This is a genomic window from Achromobacter sp. ESBL13 (genome assembly GCF_036668755.1).
In the GTDB taxonomy this organism is placed as follows: Bacteria; Pseudomonadota; Gammaproteobacteria; order Burkholderiales; family Burkholderiaceae_B; genus Achromobacter.
The window spans coordinates 77,136-92,184 of record NZ_JAZEVT010000005.1 but is presented as its reverse complement, the minus strand read 5'-3'; the positions used below and the strand labels follow the sequence as shown (position 1 = coordinate 92,184).

Genomic DNA, 15,049 nt, shown 5'->3' with positions numbered 1-15,049 from the left:
CTCCTTGGTGGGCGATGTGCGCGGCGACAGGATGGCGCCGCATGCCGGAGCACGCAGCAATCCCTATGCCCGATCCGCGGGCGCGTAGCGGCGCGCGCTGGCGCCCGGCACGGCGTGCTCCGAGTGATCGGCCTGCTCCGAGTGATTGGCCTGCTCCGAGTGATCCGCGTTGTCGGTCCGCTGCGCGTGCTGGACCGGGCCATCCGCCGGACGCGTGCGCTTGGCCTCGGCCGCGAAGTACGCCACCGTGCGCGCGATGCCCTCGGCCGGGTCCACCCTGGGGCTCCACCCCAGCCGGGTCCGCGCCAGCGTGATGTCGGGGCAACGGTGCGTGGGATCATCCACCGGCAATTCGCGGTGCACCAGCGGCGCGCGCGAGCCGGTCAGTTTCAGCACCATGTCGGCCATTTCCAGCATCGTCAATTCGGCGGGGTTGCCCAGGTTGACCGGCTGCGCCAGGTCCTCGGGGCTTTCCATCAGCCGGACCAGGCCATCGATCAGGTCGTCCACATAACAGAACGAACGCGTCTGGGTGCCATCGCCGTAAACGGTCAGCGGCTGCCCCGCCAGCGCCTGCACGATGAAATTCGACACCACGCGGCCATCGTCCGGCGCCATGCGCGGCCCGTAGGTATTGAAGATGCGCGCGATCTTCACCACCACGCCTTCGCGCCGCGCATATTCCATGAATATCGTCTCCGCGCAGCGCTTGCCCTCGTCATAACAAGAGCGCGGCCCCACGGGATTCACGTGCCCCCAGTAGCCTTCGCCTTGCGGGTGCTCCAGCGGGTCGCCATAGACCTCGCTGGTGGACGCTTGCAACACCCGGGCACCGACATCGCGCGCCAGTTCCAGCAGCTGCATCGCGCCCAGCACGCAGGTGCGCAGCGTCTTGAGCGGGTCGGCCTGATAGTGCACGGGCGAAGCCGGGCACGCCAGGTTGTAGATGCGGTCCACGCGCACACGCGGCAGCTTGTCGACCACGTCGTGGCGCATGACGGTAAAGCGCGGGTGCGCGGCCAGCGGCGACACGTTGCACGCCCGCCCCGTCTGGAAATTGTCGACGCATATCACTTCCCACCCGTCGTTCAACAGGCGCGAGCAAAGGTGCGAGCCCAGAAAGCCCGCCCCGCCCGCCACCAGCGCGCGGCCGCTACGTGGAATATCGTTCATCATGCTGCCTCCAGGATCGTGTCGAACACGTCTATCCAATCAGAAATAAAGCGGCCCATGCCGAAGCGTTTCAGCGCGGTCCGGCGCCCGGCCTCGCCCCAGGCCCGCGCCAGTTCCGGCTCGGCCGCCAGTTGCCGCGCCACCGCCAGCAGGCGGTCCGGCCGTGTATCCACATAGCCGTTTTCACCGTTCTTGATCACGGTCGGCAGCTCGGTGGTGGCAAAGCCCACCACCGGCACGCCGCACAGCATGGCCTCGACCAAGGACAGGCCCAGGCTGGCATAGCGGATGGGGCTGAAAAAATAGCGATACCGCGCCATCACGGCGCCCACTTCCATATTGGGCACTTCACCCAGCCCGCCCAACTCCTCCGAGCCCATGCCGATCAGGTCCATGGGGGTTTGCGCGCGCAGCTGGTCGAACAGGTCGCGGCCCAGGCGGCGGCCGCGTCGGCCCAGGTGGTTGATGACCACGATGCCGCGCGGGTTACGGCCGTCATAGGTGACATCGGGCGGCGGCACGCCGTGCTCGACGACGCGCACCGGCATGCCGTCCGAGTCCCACATCGCGGCGTTGAACGGCGTCACGTGCACGACCAGGCCGCGCTCGTGCCGGAAGGGATGCATGGTGTCGGTGGGATGCGGCTCGGGCGGATTGTGTTCCAGGTAGACGCTGGGCAGCGCGCGCTGCGCGTCGTTCAGCCAGCGGGGCGCATCCGCCAGGTTCTGCCGCGACTGATACAGCACGCAGTCGAAGGCCATGCCGCGCAGGTTCTCGGCGGGCACCTGCACCACGTTCGCGGGCCACGGTATCTTGCGGCCCAGCGCGCCATAGCCCGACGGATTGCCCGGCAGGGAAGGCACCACGAAGTCATGCGGCACATGGCTCAGGGCATACAGATAATTGCCATGAACATGCCAGGTCAGAATGCGCAGGCGCCGACGCGGCGCCGCCACGGACTGCGTCATTGCACGGCCCCCCTGAGTTGATGTTGAACTTGCCCCAGCACATCGGGCACGGTCACCGCCAAGGCGCACGGGTGCCCGATGGGGCATTCCTCGAACGCGCACGGGCGGCAGGCCATGTCGGCGGCCAGCACCACGTGGCGTGCACTGTCGATCGGGGCCCAGCGCCGCTGGTCGCTGCCGCAGGCGATGACGACGCTCATCGCGCCCACGCCCGCCGCCACGTGCGACACCCCCGTGTCGTTGCACACCAGCAGACGGCACATCGTCAACAGCGCCGCCAGGCTGCCCAGGTTGGTCTGCCCGCACAGGTTGGTCAGGGGCACGCCCGCCTGGTCTTGCAGCGACTGCACCAGCGGCATCTCGCTGTGCATGCCGGTCAAGGCCACTTGCCAACCCTGGCGGGACAGTTCGCCCGCCAGCGCCGCGTAGCGCTCCAAGGGCCAACGCCGCGAGGGCAGCCGCGCGCCGACGTGCATCAGGATCAGCTTGTCGGGGTCCAGCGCATGCTTGCGGACCAGGGCCTCGGCGTCGCGCCGATCCGTCTGCGACACCGGAAATTCCAGCGCATCGTCATCCGCTTGCAGCCCCAGGTATCGCAACAAGGCCAGATAGCGGCGCGGCTCGGGCAGGTCGTCCGGCCACACCATGCGGCAGCCGGGAATCCGCGCGGCCGGGTCCGCCACGAATCCGCCCCACCGCCCGGCGCCCAGCTGCGCGACGATGGGGTTGGACTGCGTGCCGCTGCCGTGCAACTGCAAGGCCACGTCGGCGTGCAACGCGCGCACGCGCCGGTAGAACGCGGGCAGATCGTCCGGCCGTGGCTGCTGCTCGGGAAAGGCCGGTATGCCGGGAAACTCGATCAGCTCGTCCACATACGCGTGAAAGCGGTCAACGAATTCATGCGCGTTGGGCAGGCCCACAAGAACAATGTGCGTGTGCGGAAACGCGCGCCGCAATGCGCGCAACGCTGGCACGGCGCACAGCATGTCGCCCAGCTGCAAGGCGCGAAACACCACCAGCGTGGCGGGCGGGCGCAAGGGATCAAATAGCGGCTTCATGATTCGCTCCTGGCAAACCGCAGCAGGCCTACCAGCCGCCACCAGATGGACAGCAGCGGAATGCAAGCCGACGTGATCGCCAAGTCGACCACGTTGCGCAAGCTGCGGCGCGTGCCGCGCAAGCGACGCATGAAGAAATGCACGCTTAGCGCCAGCCACGCGCCCGCCGCGGCGATGGCGGCGGTGAAATAACCCAGCGCCGCCAGCGCCACCGCGCCCACCGCTGCCGCCGTTACCCCCAGGTAGAACCGGGGCGGGTGCGAGCGGATGCGGCTGCGATACAGCAGCGGATATTTCTTGCGCAACAGCATGTCGAACATCACTTTTTTCTGCATGCCCAGGCCCGCCGCGAAGCGCACCGGGCGCATCGGATGCAGCACGCGGGCCAAGGGCGCGCGCTGCACCGAAAAGCCATGGTCCAGCAAGGCAAAGTGCAGATCCGAGTCTTCGCGCCACGCCATGGTGTAGCGGGTATCGAAGCCGCCGACCACTTGCAGCGCCGTGCGCCGCACGAAGCAATTGGCGGTGATGAACTCAGACCGCGTCAAGCCGGCCGCATCTCGTTCGTAGTCGCTGGGCGGATCGGGCAGCGGCATTTCAGTCACCCCGGTCACCGCCGCCAGATTGGGCCGCAGCGCCAGCACGCCATGGCCCAGCCAATCGGGTTGCGGGATGGTGTCGTCGTCGGTGAACGCAATGATCTCGCCGCGCGCGCTTTGCCAGCCCTGGTTGCGCGCACCGGCTGGCCCGCGTGTGCCCACCACCGGCAGATAGCGCAGCGCCGGCCGCCCGCCCCAGGCCTTCTGCAAGGCCTCGACCTGGCGACGCGTGCTGGCCAGCGCGGCGTCGTCGCACACCAGCACTTCGTACTGGTCGCGCGGAAAACGCTGGTTGGCCAGCGCCTCAAGGCAGCGCGCCAGCAGGTCGGGGCGGCGATACGTAGGCACCACGACCGACACCAGAATGGAAGCGGCGTCGCTCATCTTGGTTTCTCGACCAGATACGAACCGATCACCAGCGCATCCAGCGGCGACGTCCAGAAGCACTCGACGGCGTCCCGGGGCGAACACACCACCGGTTCTCCGCGCGTGTTGAACGACGTGTTCACCAGCACGGGCACGCCCGTCAGCCGCTCAAAGGCCACCAGCAAATCGTAGTAGCGCGGGTTCTGATCGTGCCTGACGGTTTGCACACGCGCCGTGCCGTCGATGTGCCGCACGGCCGGAATCTGCTGCGCGCGATGCGGCAACACGTCGTAGACGAACAGCATGAACGGCGCGCAGATCGAGGCCGCGCCCCGACCATCGAACCATTCCGCCGCCCGTTCTTCCAGCACCACGGGCGCCACGGGCCGGAAGTCCTCGCGGTCCTTCAAGCCATTCAAGCGCGCCTGCATGCCGCTATCCAGCGGCGAGGCCAGGATGGATCGCGCGCCCAGCGCGCGCGGGCCGAACTCCATTCGCCCCTGGAACCAGCCCAGGATCTTTTCCTGGGCCAGCAAGGCGGCCGCCTCGCCCGCCACATCGTCCAGACGCCGGAACTCAAGCCGCGAGTTATAGAGGAAGCGTTCAATTTCCTCGTCGCCGTATGAGGGGCCCAGGTAGGCGTGTTCCATCGACCATTCGCGCTTGCAGCCGCGCCGGTGATAGTCCACGTACAGCGCCGCGCCCAGCGACGTGCCCGAGTCACCGGCCGCCGGTTGCACCCAGACGGAATCAAACGGCCCGTCCTTGGCGATGCGCGCGTTCATCACGCAGTTAAGCGCCACGCCGCCCGCCATGCACAGCTCCTTGGCGCCCGTTTTTTCGTGCAGCCACTGCACCATGTGCAACGCGGTCTCTTCCAGCACGTATTGCAACGAGCTGGCGATGTCCTTGTGCTTGTCCTCAAAGGGCGCACCACGCCGGCGCGGCGGGCCGAAGCGCTCGGCCAGGCGTGCCGGTTGCAGGGAATAACCGCCCTCCTCTTCCAACCGCAGGATGTCGCGGAATTCGGCGCGGTACTTTGGCTTGCCGAACGAGGCCAGGGCCATCACCTTGTATTCATCGGAAGAATGCAGAAAGCCCAGATAGCGCGTGACGTCTTCGTACAGCAGGCCCAGCGAATGCGGCAGGTCGATCTGCTTGAGCCGCGCGTACTCGCCGCCTGAAAAATGGCCGAAGCTGGTCGTGGTCTTTTCGCCGCGCCCGTCCATCGTCAACACCGCCGATTCCTTGCAGGGCGCGGCCAGGAACGCACTGGCCTCGTGCGACAGATGGTGGTCCAGGTAAACCCAGCGATCCAGAATGTGTTCCAGCGTCAGGTCGTCAAAGCGCGGCGACTTCAAGTGATGCGGCGCGCCGTCCAGCAATTGGCGCGGCGCGTTCACCAGGTAAGAAAGGAACAACGGGTCCCACGGGGACTCGCCATTGGGCCCGAAGCCCGCGCGCGACGGCTCCAGCGGCAGCGCGATATCCAGCGGCCGGGGTTGACCATCGGCCAGCAGCGCCGGGTCGTAGGAATAGACGATGTGATCCACGTCGCGCAGTCGGATATCCGCCACCGACAGGCAATAGTCGATGGCGTAATACGGCAGTTGCCACGTGGTGAAGGGAACCGGGCGCTTGCCGTGCTTGACCCGCGTGAAGCGCTCTTCCTCGGCCGCCGCAAGGACGATGCCGTCCCGCACAAGCGTGGCGGAGCAGTCGTGGTAGGCCGCGTTAATGCCTAGTGTGTACATGGGTGGTCTCCTTGGCCGCGCGCGGACCGAACAGGTCCACGCGAGTCTCGTTCAACAGTTCCCGCGCCGCCGTCGCTACCCGGGTGGGCGCAACGCCGGCAAGGCAAGCCTGGTGTCCTTCCGGGCACACGCTGCGATAGCAGTATTTGCACGGCACATCGTGGTTCAGCACACGCGCGGGCGTCTGCCACGGCGTGTGTTGCGGATTGGTCAGCGCGTACAGGTCCACCACCGGCACGCCCAGCGCGGCGGCAATGTGCGCCGGTCCGCTGTTGTTGCAGATCATCAGCGCAGACGCCTCAAGCGCCGCGCCCAGTTCGCCCAGCGTCAGGCCGTTGGACAGGTCGATCAGGCCGGGCAGCAACTGCCGCGCTTCGGCCAGCGCCACAGCCAGCTCGGCGTCCTCGTGCCCACCCAGCAGCAGGATGCGGCGGCCATCGCCGCGCAGTTCGACCAGCGCCTGCACCATCTGCCGGGCCGGATAGCGCCGCGACGACGCCGTGGCGCCGGCATGCGCGCAGATCCAGCCGCCCGTCTCCGTCACGCCCGCATGGTGCAGCTTGGCCTGTAGCGAGAAGCGATCAGAATCGCTGACCCGGAACGACATGCGGGCGTCATCGCAATGCGCCCCGACGCTGGCCACCAGGTCCAGCTGGCGCTGCACTTCGTGGCGGATGCCCGAGGCCGGTTCGGTTTCCCGCACCCAGTCCGAGATCAGCCGATACGGGTTTTCGCGGCAGTGCGCCAGCACACGCGGTACGCCCGCCAGATGGCACAGCAGCGCGGCGGGCAGCGGGCTTTGGCTGTACGCCGTGAAAATCACGGCGGCATCGGGCCGCAGCGCCCGCACCCGCGCGATGGCATCCAGATCCTGCTCGCGGCCCTGCGAATCGTTCTTGACCCACGCCGGGTCGTACGCCAGCGCGGTGTCCACCTCGGGGATATGGGCGGCAACGCGTGCGCCGGAATGGGACGTCAACAAGGACAAGCGCCGTGCGCCCGCCTGGCGCAGCGCCCGGAACGCGGGCGTGCACATCACCACGTCGCCCATGTTGTCCAGGCGTATGCACAAGACGTGCGCGCATTCCTGCCAGTTCCAGGCCATGGTCACCCCTTGCCCGGCGCCAGCGGCACCGGCGGGTTGGACAGCACGATCTGAGCGGCGGCATCCAGGTCGGGCGCGCGGCAGTGCGGCAGCCGGTGCGGGCCGTCGCGCCATTCGGTTTCGTTGCCGACGTCCAGCAAGATGGTGCGGCAGCCGGCCAGGTTGCCCGCTTCGATGTCGTCCAGAATGTCGCCGATGAACCAGGACGCGCGCAGGTCCAGGCCCAATTCATCGGCGGCGCGCAGCAGCAGGCCGGGCTTGGGCTTGCGGCAATCGCAATCAATGTCGTACCCCTGCACCACGCCGTCGGGATGGTGCGGGCACCAATAAAAGCCATCCAGGTGTGCCCCTGCCGCCATGAACATCGACGCCAGTTTCACGTGCACGGCGTCCAGCGCGCCGGCCGGGAACATGCCGCGCGCCACGCCCGACTGGTTGCTGATGACCACCAGCGGCAGGTCGGACGCAGCCAGGCGCGACAGGCCCGCCAGCGCCATCGGCGCGTAGGCCATGCGCGCGGGGTCCACGTTGTAGGGTTCGTCCGCCAACACCGTGCCGTCCTTGTCCAGAAAGACCGCCGGCCTCAAGGCCATGACGTTTCCTTCATCGGCAGCACCATGATTTCCGGCACCACTGTTTCTTCCGGCTGCGTCAACACGAAGCGCACGGCGCGCGCCACATTGGCGGGGTCTTGGAGCGTGTTGGTATCAATATCCGGAAAGCGGTCAAGCAGGAACGGGGTACGCATACCGCCCGCGATCACCGCGCTGACCTTGATGCCCGCGCTGCGCAGTTCGGCGTGCAAGGCGTGCGACAAGCCCATCAAGCCCCACTTGCTGGCGTGATAAGCACTGGCGTTGGGCCATGCGCGGCGCGCGGCGGTGGAGGCCACGTTGACGATGTGGCCGCCCGGGCTGAGCCGGTCCTTGCCCAGCTTGGCCATCAGGAACGGCCCCGTCAGGTTGGTGCGCAGCACGCGTTCCCAAACGTCGGGGTCCAGATCGTCGATGGGCGCGGTCACGTCCACGCCCGCGCTGTTGACGATGGCATCCAGTTTGCCGAACTGGCGCACCACCGCGTCCAGCCCTTCACGCACGTCGGCCACCACACCCACGTCCATGATGCAGGCCATGACGTTGGCGCCCTGCTCCGACAGCCGGCGAGCAAGCGCGGTGGCGCGCTGCTCATCAACGTCGGTCACCGCAACGCTGGCGCCTTCCGCCGCCAGCATTTCGCACAGCGCCGCGCCCAGGCCGCTGCCTCCGCCGGTTACCAGCACGCAGCGCCCTTTCAGGCTTTCAAAGTGGTTGTTCGCAAGATCGGTCATCGTGTACTCCGTGATTGTTCCGGACCCGGTCCGGGGTTATGCAAGGGCTATCTCCGATCACGCCGCGATGCGAGTGGCGTGGCGATCCGCGTGGACCGCGCCGGCCACCATGTGGCCATAGACGGACATCAGGTCCTGGCCCACGCGCTTCCAGGTATACAGACGCCGCGCGCGCATCCGCCCCGCCTCGCCCATGCGGGCCCGCAGTTGCGCATCGGCGGCCAGCTGGGCCAGGCGTTGCGCCAGCGCGTCCGGGTCGCGCGGCGGCACCAGGAAGCCGGTCTTGCCATGCACCACCGTGCTGCGGATGCCCCCGGTGTCCGATCCAACCACCGGCTTGCCGCAGGCCATGGCTTCCACCGGCGTGATGCCAAAGGGCTCGTACCACGGCGTGGTCACAAACACGTCGCTGGCGCTGTAATAGGTGGCCAATTGGTCGCGGTGACGGCGGCCGGTGAATTCCACCCATTGCGCCACGCCCTCTTCGTCGGCGATGCGGCGCAGGCGGCCGATCTCGGGCGTCGACGCCTCGTCGGCGCTATCGCTGTTGCCGCCCACGATGCACAGGCGCGCGTTCACGCCATGCTGGTGGCGCAGGCGCCCCAGGGCGCGTATGACGTTGTCAACGCCTTTGCGCGGCACCATCCGGCCCAGCTGCAATAGCGTGAATGCGGAGTCGTCCCATCCCAGGGCGGCACGCGAGGCCGCGGCGGGACGCGGCGCCATCTCGGCGGCGTCGTAACCACAAGGCACGATCTCGATGCGACGGGGGTCGGCGCCATACAGTTCGATCAGGTCGGCCCGGTCTTGCGGGCATTCCGCCACGATGCGGTCGGCGCGGCGCGTGATCTCGTCTTCGATATCGAAGCGCACGTCGGGAAACAGGTCAGCTTCTTGCTGGTGGCGGCGGCGCACCTTGCCCAGCGCGTGGAAAGTCACCGCCAGCGGAATGCCGAAGTGCTGCGCGACCGGCAACGCGGCCATCGCGGACATGAAAAAGTTGGCGTGAATCACGTCATAGCCGCGCCCCTGCCGGCCGAAATAGCGCAGCAGGAAGGCCGAGAACTCATCCATGTACGGCAGCATTTTTTCTTTGGGCAGGTAGCTGTCGGGCCCTGCCGGCACATGCACGACACGCACGCCGCGCATCATGGTCTGCTCGGCCTCCAGCACCGGGTTGTCCTTGCGGGTGAACACGTCCACCTGCATGCCGGCGCGCGCAAGTTCGCGCGCCACATTCGCCACATAAACGTTCTGGCCGCCGCTGTCCACGCTGCCTGCAATTGCAAGCGGCGAGGCATGCTCACTGATGATGGCAATTCTTTTCATGGTCCGACTCCGTTGATCGTGCCTGTTTCCAGACCAACGATGAGCAAGTGGTGTGCCGAAGCGCATGCCACCGGGGCCATGCAACGCATCGATATTCAAGGCTCGGTTTTTTGACACGGCACTTCTTACACGCACGGTAAGAAGTGCCGTATCGGACGCTCAGGTGTCGCTGCGATCGCCCGCGCGTTTGCCGGCGGCGGACGGCAGCATTGCGCCCACGGTCGCCAGCAATTCATTGGGGTCCACGGGCTTGGCAAGATGTACCTGGAAGCCCGCCAGCAAGCTGCGCAAGCGGTATTCGGGGCTGACGTGACCCGACAGCGCAATGGCCGGCAGCCGATGCGCCAGCGACGCGCCGCGCCGGGCTTCCATGTCGCGAATGCGGCCCACGACTTCGTAGCCGTCCATGTCCCCCAGCGACAGATCGCAGATCAGCACGCGCGGCCATTTTTCGGGCGGCAGGTCGGCGAACGCCTTCAGCACTTCCTGGCCCGTCGTGCATTGCGAAACGTCGGCGCCGTTGGACCGCAGGATCTCTGCCACCATGTCGCCCGCTTCCGGCTGGTCGTCCACCACCATCACGGTGGCGCCGTGCAGATCGGGCAGGCCGACATCGGCGCGCAACGCGGTCGCCTCCACCGCGCGCACCGGAAAGTCAGCGCAATAGGTCAGCCCGCCGGCAGGGCCCGCGGTGCTGTGGAACGCACCGCCCTGGCGCTGCACTTCTGCCGCCAGCTGTGCCGGATCCAACGCGGCGGCCGCGCGCAGCGGCTCGGGCATGTTCAGCGGAATGTCAGCAGGCACGGCCTCCGGCGCTTCCGGGGGCACCACCGACGTCCTGCCGTCCGTGACCGCCAGCCGCGTCATCTGTCCTTCGCGTTGCAGGCGAATCTCGATGCGCCCACCCAACGGGGTGACGGCAATGGCGTGCAGGCACATGTCCCACACCAACTGCTGCAACGAACTGGGGTCGCCGGTGATGCGCGCCGCCTCGCTGCCGATGGTCGTGTACACGTTCACGCCCTTGTCCTGCGCCAGTTCGCGCGCGGCATCCAGCACGCCCGCCACCACGGCCACCAGGTTCACGGGCTGGCGCGTTTCGCGGCCCATGGCTTCTTCCAAGGCGGACTGCTGGCGTTGCAGCGCCCACATCTGCGCGTACATGCCCTGACGCTTGAGCAGGTCTTCATGACGGCCTTGCTCGATCACGCGGCCCCGGTCCAGCACCAGAATGTTGTGCGCGTGAACAATCGTGGACAGGCGGTGCGCAATGATCAGCGTGGTGCGCCCGCGCGAGATGCGTTCCAGTTCGCTCTGGATGGCGCGTTCGGTGCGTGTGTCGAGCGCCGAGGTGGCTTCGTCGAACACCACGATGGACGGGTTTTTCAAGATGGCGCGCGCAATGGCGATGCGCTGCCGTTCGCCGCCGGACAGCATCACGCCACGCTCGCCCACCGGCGTCTCGTAGCCGTCGGGCAGGCTTTCGATAAAGTCGTGCACCCGCGCGCCGCGCGCCGCTTGCACGACCTGATCGCGCGTGGCCTCGGGCCGGCTGTAGGCGATGTTGTACGCGATGGTCTCGTTGAACAGCAGCGTGTCTTGCGGCACGATGCCCAGCGCGCGGCGCAGGCTGCGCACGTTGACCGTGCGCAGGTCCTGCCCGTTGATCAGGACGCGCCCGGCATCCGGGTCGTAAAAGCGGAACAGCAGGCGCGCCAGCGTGGATTTGCCCGATCCGCTGCCGCCCACCACCGCCAGCGTGGTGCCCGCGGGCACGGTGAAATCGATGTCCCACAAGATCTGCCTGCCGGGGTCGTAGCCAAAGCTGACGCCTTCGAAACGGATTTCGCCCGCGCCCGGATCCAGGGCGGGCAGGTTGGGGTCATCCCCCGTTTCCGGCGGATGCCGGAGCAGGTCGCACACACGCTCGGCGTTCACGAACGCTTCCTTGGCCTGGCGGAATATCAGGCCCAGCGTATTTAGCGGCAGGCAGATCTGGATGATGTAGGCGTTGACCAGCACCAGGTCGCCCACCGTCATCTGCGCGGTGACCACTTGCTGCCCCGCCAGCAGCATCACCGCCGCCACGCCGCAGGCGATGATGCCGGACTGCCCCACGTGCAGCCGCGACAAGGATCGCTGGTTGCGGATGCCGACCTCGGTCCATTCGTTCAGGATGCGGCTCAGGCGCGACGATTCCAGTGCTTCGTTCGCGTTGAGTTTCACCGCCTCGTAATTCAGCAGGCTGTCAACCATCTGCCCGCTGGCCCGGGAATCCAGCTCGTTCAACCGGCGTTGATACTTGACCCGCTTTCTGACCAGCACCGTGGTGTAGGAAAAATAGGCCACGAACGTCACCGTGACGATCAGCGCGAACCACGCGCTGTAGCCCATCACCAGGATCAGCACCACGGAGACGATTTCGACCAGCGTGGGCAGCAGCGTGAACAGGCCTGTGCCCAGCAGAAATCCCAGGCCCGCCGTGCCGCGTTCGACATCGCGCGCCAGGCCGCCGGTATTGCGGGCGCCATGGAAACGCGCGCCCAGCTGTTGCAGCTGCCCGAACACGCGCACCGTGAAGTCGGCGACGGTGCGCTGGGCCACCTTCACGAAAACCACGTCCCGCAGTTCGGTGAAGACGCTGCCGCCAAAGCGGATCAATGCATAGGCCAGCAGCAGGAACACCGGCAGCATCAGCGGGCCCGGCGCGCTCAGCGTGTCCACGATCGTTTTCAGAACGACCGGCACCAGCACCATCAGCAGCTTGGCGGCCACCAACAGAGCCACCGCCGCGCCCGTGCGACGTCGATATTTCCACAGCGCTGCCCAGATAGTGCGGTTGACTTCCTTGCGGGCGAAATCATTCGCGCTGGCGTCTGCTTCTTTCATGGGGCCGGCCCTCAAAACGATGAGCGCCAGGGCCAGCAAATGCCGTTCCGCGCGCACCGGTTCCGGGGCAGGAAGGGGTACGGAAAAATCAGGCCGCGCTTGTTCAGGCGCTTGTTCAGGCGCTTATTCGGGCGCGGATCCAGGCGCGGATCCAGGCGCGGACTTGGGCGCTGGCTCAGGAGGCGCTGACTTGGGCGTCCACCTGGGCGTGGACGCAGGCTTTGAACAGATGCGCGATGGCGCCGGACAATGCTTCATCAAACCAGGGGTTGGCGCCGCTGACCGCCACCACCACGCCATCGACCACCGCGCTGCCCCACACCAGCACGTCGCCCTGTTCGACCAAATGCGGTTGCAGCGCCAGCACCTCGTGGCTGGGGCGCCCGGTGCGCCAGCTCAAGCGCGCCTTGGCGCGCGCATAGGCACCGTAGTCCGCGTCCCACTTGGACGTGTCGCCGATGCTTTTTTCGTACAGGATGGCCGACTTGAATTCGACGTCGCCCGGCCGCGCCTGGGGGTCCATGACCACCACGTGCAGGAAGCCGCTCTCGCCGACGCGCCGATCAGCGCGTGCCGCTTCCAGCAGCGGCATGGCCAACTGTACGGCTTGTTCAGCCGCCTCGCGGTGGCGGGTGTGTGCCAGGGTTTTCATGCGGATCCTCCTGTTGACGGCGTCCACGGCGGACGCGGCGGGTTGCAATGGGAAAGATGATTGATGGCGTTCGGAACGAGGCGACCCGGTGGTCGAGACGCAAGGCCGATCGGTCGGCCCCCAGCCCCAACCGCCCCGCGTCATCCCGCGGCTTCCGTCTGCCAGACGGTGTTGAGCTTTTCGCAGGTGGCGGGGTCCAGGCGGCGGCGGTGCTCGCGGATCAGTTCCCATCCGCCCAGCGCATCGCGGCAGGCGCGCAGGCGCTCGCGCCACCCCGGCAAATCGCGCAGCACGGCCAGGCTGCGCCGGGCCGCCATGCCCGCCGGCAGCCGCAGCCAGGCCGTCCACAAGGCGTTGCGCGCCAGCATCCGCCGACGCAACGGCGCGTCGCGCGATCTGGACGGCCAGTGGTACGTCTCCAGGTCGGGCGCGTAAACGATGCGGCCCCCGTCAGCCATGATGTCCAGGCTTAACAAGGTTTCTTCGCCGCCGATGAAAAATGGTTCCCAGTACCCGCCCGCGTCCATGAAGGAGCGGGTGCGCATGACGTTCGCCCCGGCCATGAAGCCGATCAGCTCGGGCCCGATGCCCGCCAACGCCGGCAAGGGGCTTTGCGCCATGGCCGCGCAGGCGGGATCCAGCCGCGCGTCCGCACCCACCAGGATGCGAGCGTTCAGCACGGCAATCTCGGCATGCGCGTCCAGCAGATCGGCCGCGCGTTCCAGCGCGCCGGGCGCCCAGCACGTGTCGTCATCGCAAAAGGCGACATAGGGCGTGGTGACCTGGGCCACGCCGTGATTGCGCCCCGCCGCGCCCAGGTTCTTGCCCACGCGCACCAGCTGCACGGCCGGAAAGTCCCGCTGCAAGTGGTCGGCCGTACCGTCAGTGCACCCGTTGTCCACCACGATGACGGGATAGCCCCGGCAGAACGCGTCCAGCCGTTCAAGCGTGCGCCGCAGTTCCCGCCAGCGGTTGTGGGTCAGCACCACAATGGACACGCGCTCTTCGCTCACGGCCCCTCCCCTTTGCTGGACAGGCGCCAATAGCGTTCGGGCCGGGACAGGTCTTCGGGCGGGCCGTTGAACCCCTTGAGCTGGCTGGCATAGGCGGCAATGGCGTCTGCCTTGTCGGCGGGCTCGGCCGCGAAACCGGCCGGCGTCAGCACCAGGCCGCGTGCGTGCAACTGGACCAGGCGTTGCTGCACAATGCCTGGCTGGGCGCGATACGGCGCGTCTTCATACAGGAACCACGACATGCCGGGCCAGGTTTCCCAGATCAGCAGCGCGGCGTCGCTGACCCGGATGTGATCGCCATGGAACAGGCCCAGGGGTATCGCCACCACGTCCGGCGCCAACTCATGCACCGTGCTAAGCAGCGCCTCGGTCAGCCGGGGCATGGCCGCATCCGGGCAGTCCACATATTGGCAATCCAGCAGGTCCAGCGAACGGCCCTCGCAACGCAGCATGCCCAGGGCGCGGCGGTTTTCTTCATGGCGTGCGCGCAGCGCCTCGCCCGCGCTGCCGAACCCGCAGGCGCGATCCCACTCGGTCAGCACGGCGGCGTCTTGCGGCGCGCCGGTGAACACGGTGACGACCATGCTGCCCGGGCGCCGGGCCAGCAGGCTGCCACAACTGAATACCGCATCGTCCAAGTGCGGAGAAATGACAAGCAGCGAACCGGCGCAATTCGCGGGGTCGCGCGCCGCTTGGGCGGATGAGAAGGCTTCTGGCATGAGGGGAGTCTGGCTGGAATGGAATCTACCTGCCATGCAGCAAGTCACGTACCCGACACAGGCGCCCCCGACGGCCTTGTCCGGCTGTATCATCCCT

Annotated in this window: 13 protein-coding genes; all 13 read right to left on the bottom strand. The window is 67.3% G+C overall.

Going from position 1 to position 15,049, the window contains the following annotated elements:
- Positions 1-63: 63 nt before the first annotated feature.
- On the bottom strand, positions 64-1,173 hold the full coding sequence (locus V6F88_RS19505; protein ID WP_332612027.1) for a UDP-glucuronic acid decarboxylase family protein: 1,110 nt from the start codon (positions 1,171-1,173) through the stop codon (positions 64-66).
- Positions 1,173-2,141, bottom strand: a complete 969-nt coding sequence (locus tag V6F88_RS19500) for a glycosyltransferase (RefSeq protein ID WP_332611559.1) — start codon at positions 2,139-2,141, stop codon at positions 1,173-1,175. The genes V6F88_RS19505 and V6F88_RS19500 overlap by 1 nt, the downstream gene beginning before the upstream one ends.
- Positions 2,138-3,199 carry a glycosyltransferase family 9 protein gene (locus tag V6F88_RS19495; RefSeq protein WP_332611557.1) on the bottom strand — a complete coding sequence of 354 codons (1,062 nt, stop codon included), beginning with the start codon at positions 3,197-3,199 and terminating at the stop codon, positions 2,138-2,140. Before V6F88_RS19495 ends, V6F88_RS19500 begins: the two co-directional genes overlap by 4 nt.
- Positions 3,196-4,182, bottom strand: coding sequence for a glycosyltransferase family 2 protein (locus V6F88_RS19490; protein WP_332611556.1), 987 nt, complete (start codon positions 4,180-4,182; stop codon positions 3,196-3,198). The genes V6F88_RS19495 and V6F88_RS19490 overlap by 4 nt, the downstream gene beginning before the upstream one ends.
- A complete protein-coding gene (locus V6F88_RS19485) occupies positions 4,179-5,918 on the bottom strand; it encodes a carbamoyltransferase family protein (protein WP_332611555.1) in 1,740 nt (579 codons plus the stop codon). Before V6F88_RS19485 ends, V6F88_RS19490 begins: the two co-directional genes overlap by 4 nt.
- Positions 5,899-7,023 (bottom strand): glycosyltransferase family 9 protein, encoded by a 1,125-nt coding sequence (locus V6F88_RS19480; RefSeq protein WP_332611554.1) that lies wholly within the window; start codon positions 7,021-7,023, stop codon positions 5,899-5,901. Before V6F88_RS19480 ends, V6F88_RS19485 begins: the two co-directional genes overlap by 20 nt.
- A gap of 2 nt (positions 7,024-7,025) precedes the next feature.
- Positions 7,026-7,616 carry a D-glycero-alpha-D-manno-heptose-1,7-bisphosphate 7-phosphatase gene (locus tag V6F88_RS19475; RefSeq protein ID WP_332611553.1) on the bottom strand — a complete coding sequence of 197 codons (591 nt, stop codon included), beginning with the start codon at positions 7,614-7,616 and terminating at the stop codon, positions 7,026-7,028.
- Positions 7,607-8,350, bottom strand: a complete 744-nt coding sequence (locus V6F88_RS19470; protein WP_332611552.1) for an SDR family oxidoreductase — start codon at positions 8,348-8,350, stop codon at positions 7,607-7,609. The genes V6F88_RS19475 and V6F88_RS19470 overlap by 10 nt, the downstream gene beginning before the upstream one ends.
- Positions 8,351-8,407: 57 nt before the next feature.
- Entirely contained in the window at positions 8,408-9,679 is a 1,272-nt protein-coding gene (locus tag V6F88_RS19465; RefSeq protein ID WP_332611551.1) for a glycosyltransferase family 4 protein, read from the bottom strand.
- 159 nt (positions 9,680-9,838) lie between these two features.
- On the bottom strand, positions 9,839-12,568 hold the full coding sequence (locus V6F88_RS19460; RefSeq protein WP_332611550.1) for an ATP-binding cassette domain-containing protein: 2,730 nt from the start codon (positions 12,566-12,568) through the stop codon (positions 9,839-9,841).
- Positions 12,569-12,743: 175 nt separating this feature from the next.
- Positions 12,744-13,220, bottom strand: coding sequence for a hypothetical protein (locus V6F88_RS19455; RefSeq protein WP_332611549.1), 477 nt, complete (start codon positions 13,218-13,220; stop codon positions 12,744-12,746).
- A 140-nt stretch (positions 13,221-13,360) separates the two neighbouring features.
- Positions 13,361-14,233 carry a glycosyltransferase family 2 protein gene (locus tag V6F88_RS19450; RefSeq protein ID WP_332611548.1) on the bottom strand — a complete coding sequence of 291 codons (873 nt, stop codon included), beginning with the start codon at positions 14,231-14,233 and terminating at the stop codon, positions 13,361-13,363.
- Entirely contained in the window at positions 14,230-14,952 is a 723-nt protein-coding gene (locus V6F88_RS19445; protein WP_332611546.1) for a PIG-L family deacetylase, read from the bottom strand. Before V6F88_RS19445 ends, V6F88_RS19450 begins: the two co-directional genes overlap by 4 nt.
- Between the last annotated feature and the right edge of the window lie 97 nt (positions 14,953-15,049).

Coding starts and splice junctions, on each gene's coding strand:
- V6F88_RS19505 (WP_332612027.1), bottom strand. CDS start 1,173: ATGAACGATATTCCACGTAGCGGCCGCGCGCTGGTGGCGGGCGGGGCG.
- V6F88_RS19500 (WP_332611559.1), bottom strand. CDS start 2,141: ATGACGCAGTCCGTGGCGGCGCCGCGTCGGCGCCTGCGCATTCTGACC.
- V6F88_RS19495 (WP_332611557.1), bottom strand. CDS start 3,199: ATGAAGCCGCTATTTGATCCCTTGCGCCCGCCCGCCACGCTGGTGGTG.
- V6F88_RS19490 (WP_332611556.1), bottom strand. CDS start 4,182: ATGAGCGACGCCGCTTCCATTCTGGTGTCGGTCGTGGTGCCTACGTAT.
- V6F88_RS19485 (WP_332611555.1), bottom strand. CDS start 5,918: ATGTACACACTAGGCATTAACGCGGCCTACCACGACTGCTCCGCCACG.
- V6F88_RS19480 (WP_332611554.1), bottom strand. CDS start 7,023: ATGGCCTGGAACTGGCAGGAATGCGCGCACGTCTTGTGCATACGCCTG.
- V6F88_RS19475 (WP_332611553.1), bottom strand. CDS start 7,616: ATGGCCTTGAGGCCGGCGGTCTTTCTGGACAAGGACGGCACGGTGTTG.
- V6F88_RS19470 (WP_332611552.1), bottom strand. CDS start 8,350: ATGACCGATCTTGCGAACAACCACTTTGAAAGCCTGAAAGGGCGCTGC.
- V6F88_RS19465 (WP_332611551.1), bottom strand. CDS start 9,679: ATGAAAAGAATTGCCATCATCAGTGAGCATGCCTCGCCGCTTGCAATT.
- V6F88_RS19460 (WP_332611550.1), bottom strand. CDS start 12,568: ATGAAAGAAGCAGACGCCAGCGCGAATGATTTCGCCCGCAAGGAAGTC.
- V6F88_RS19455 (WP_332611549.1), bottom strand. CDS start 13,220: ATGAAAACCCTGGCACACACCCGCCACCGCGAGGCGGCTGAACAAGCC.
- V6F88_RS19445 (WP_332611546.1), bottom strand. CDS start 14,952: ATGCCAGAAGCCTTCTCATCCGCCCAAGCGGCGCGCGACCCCGCGAAT.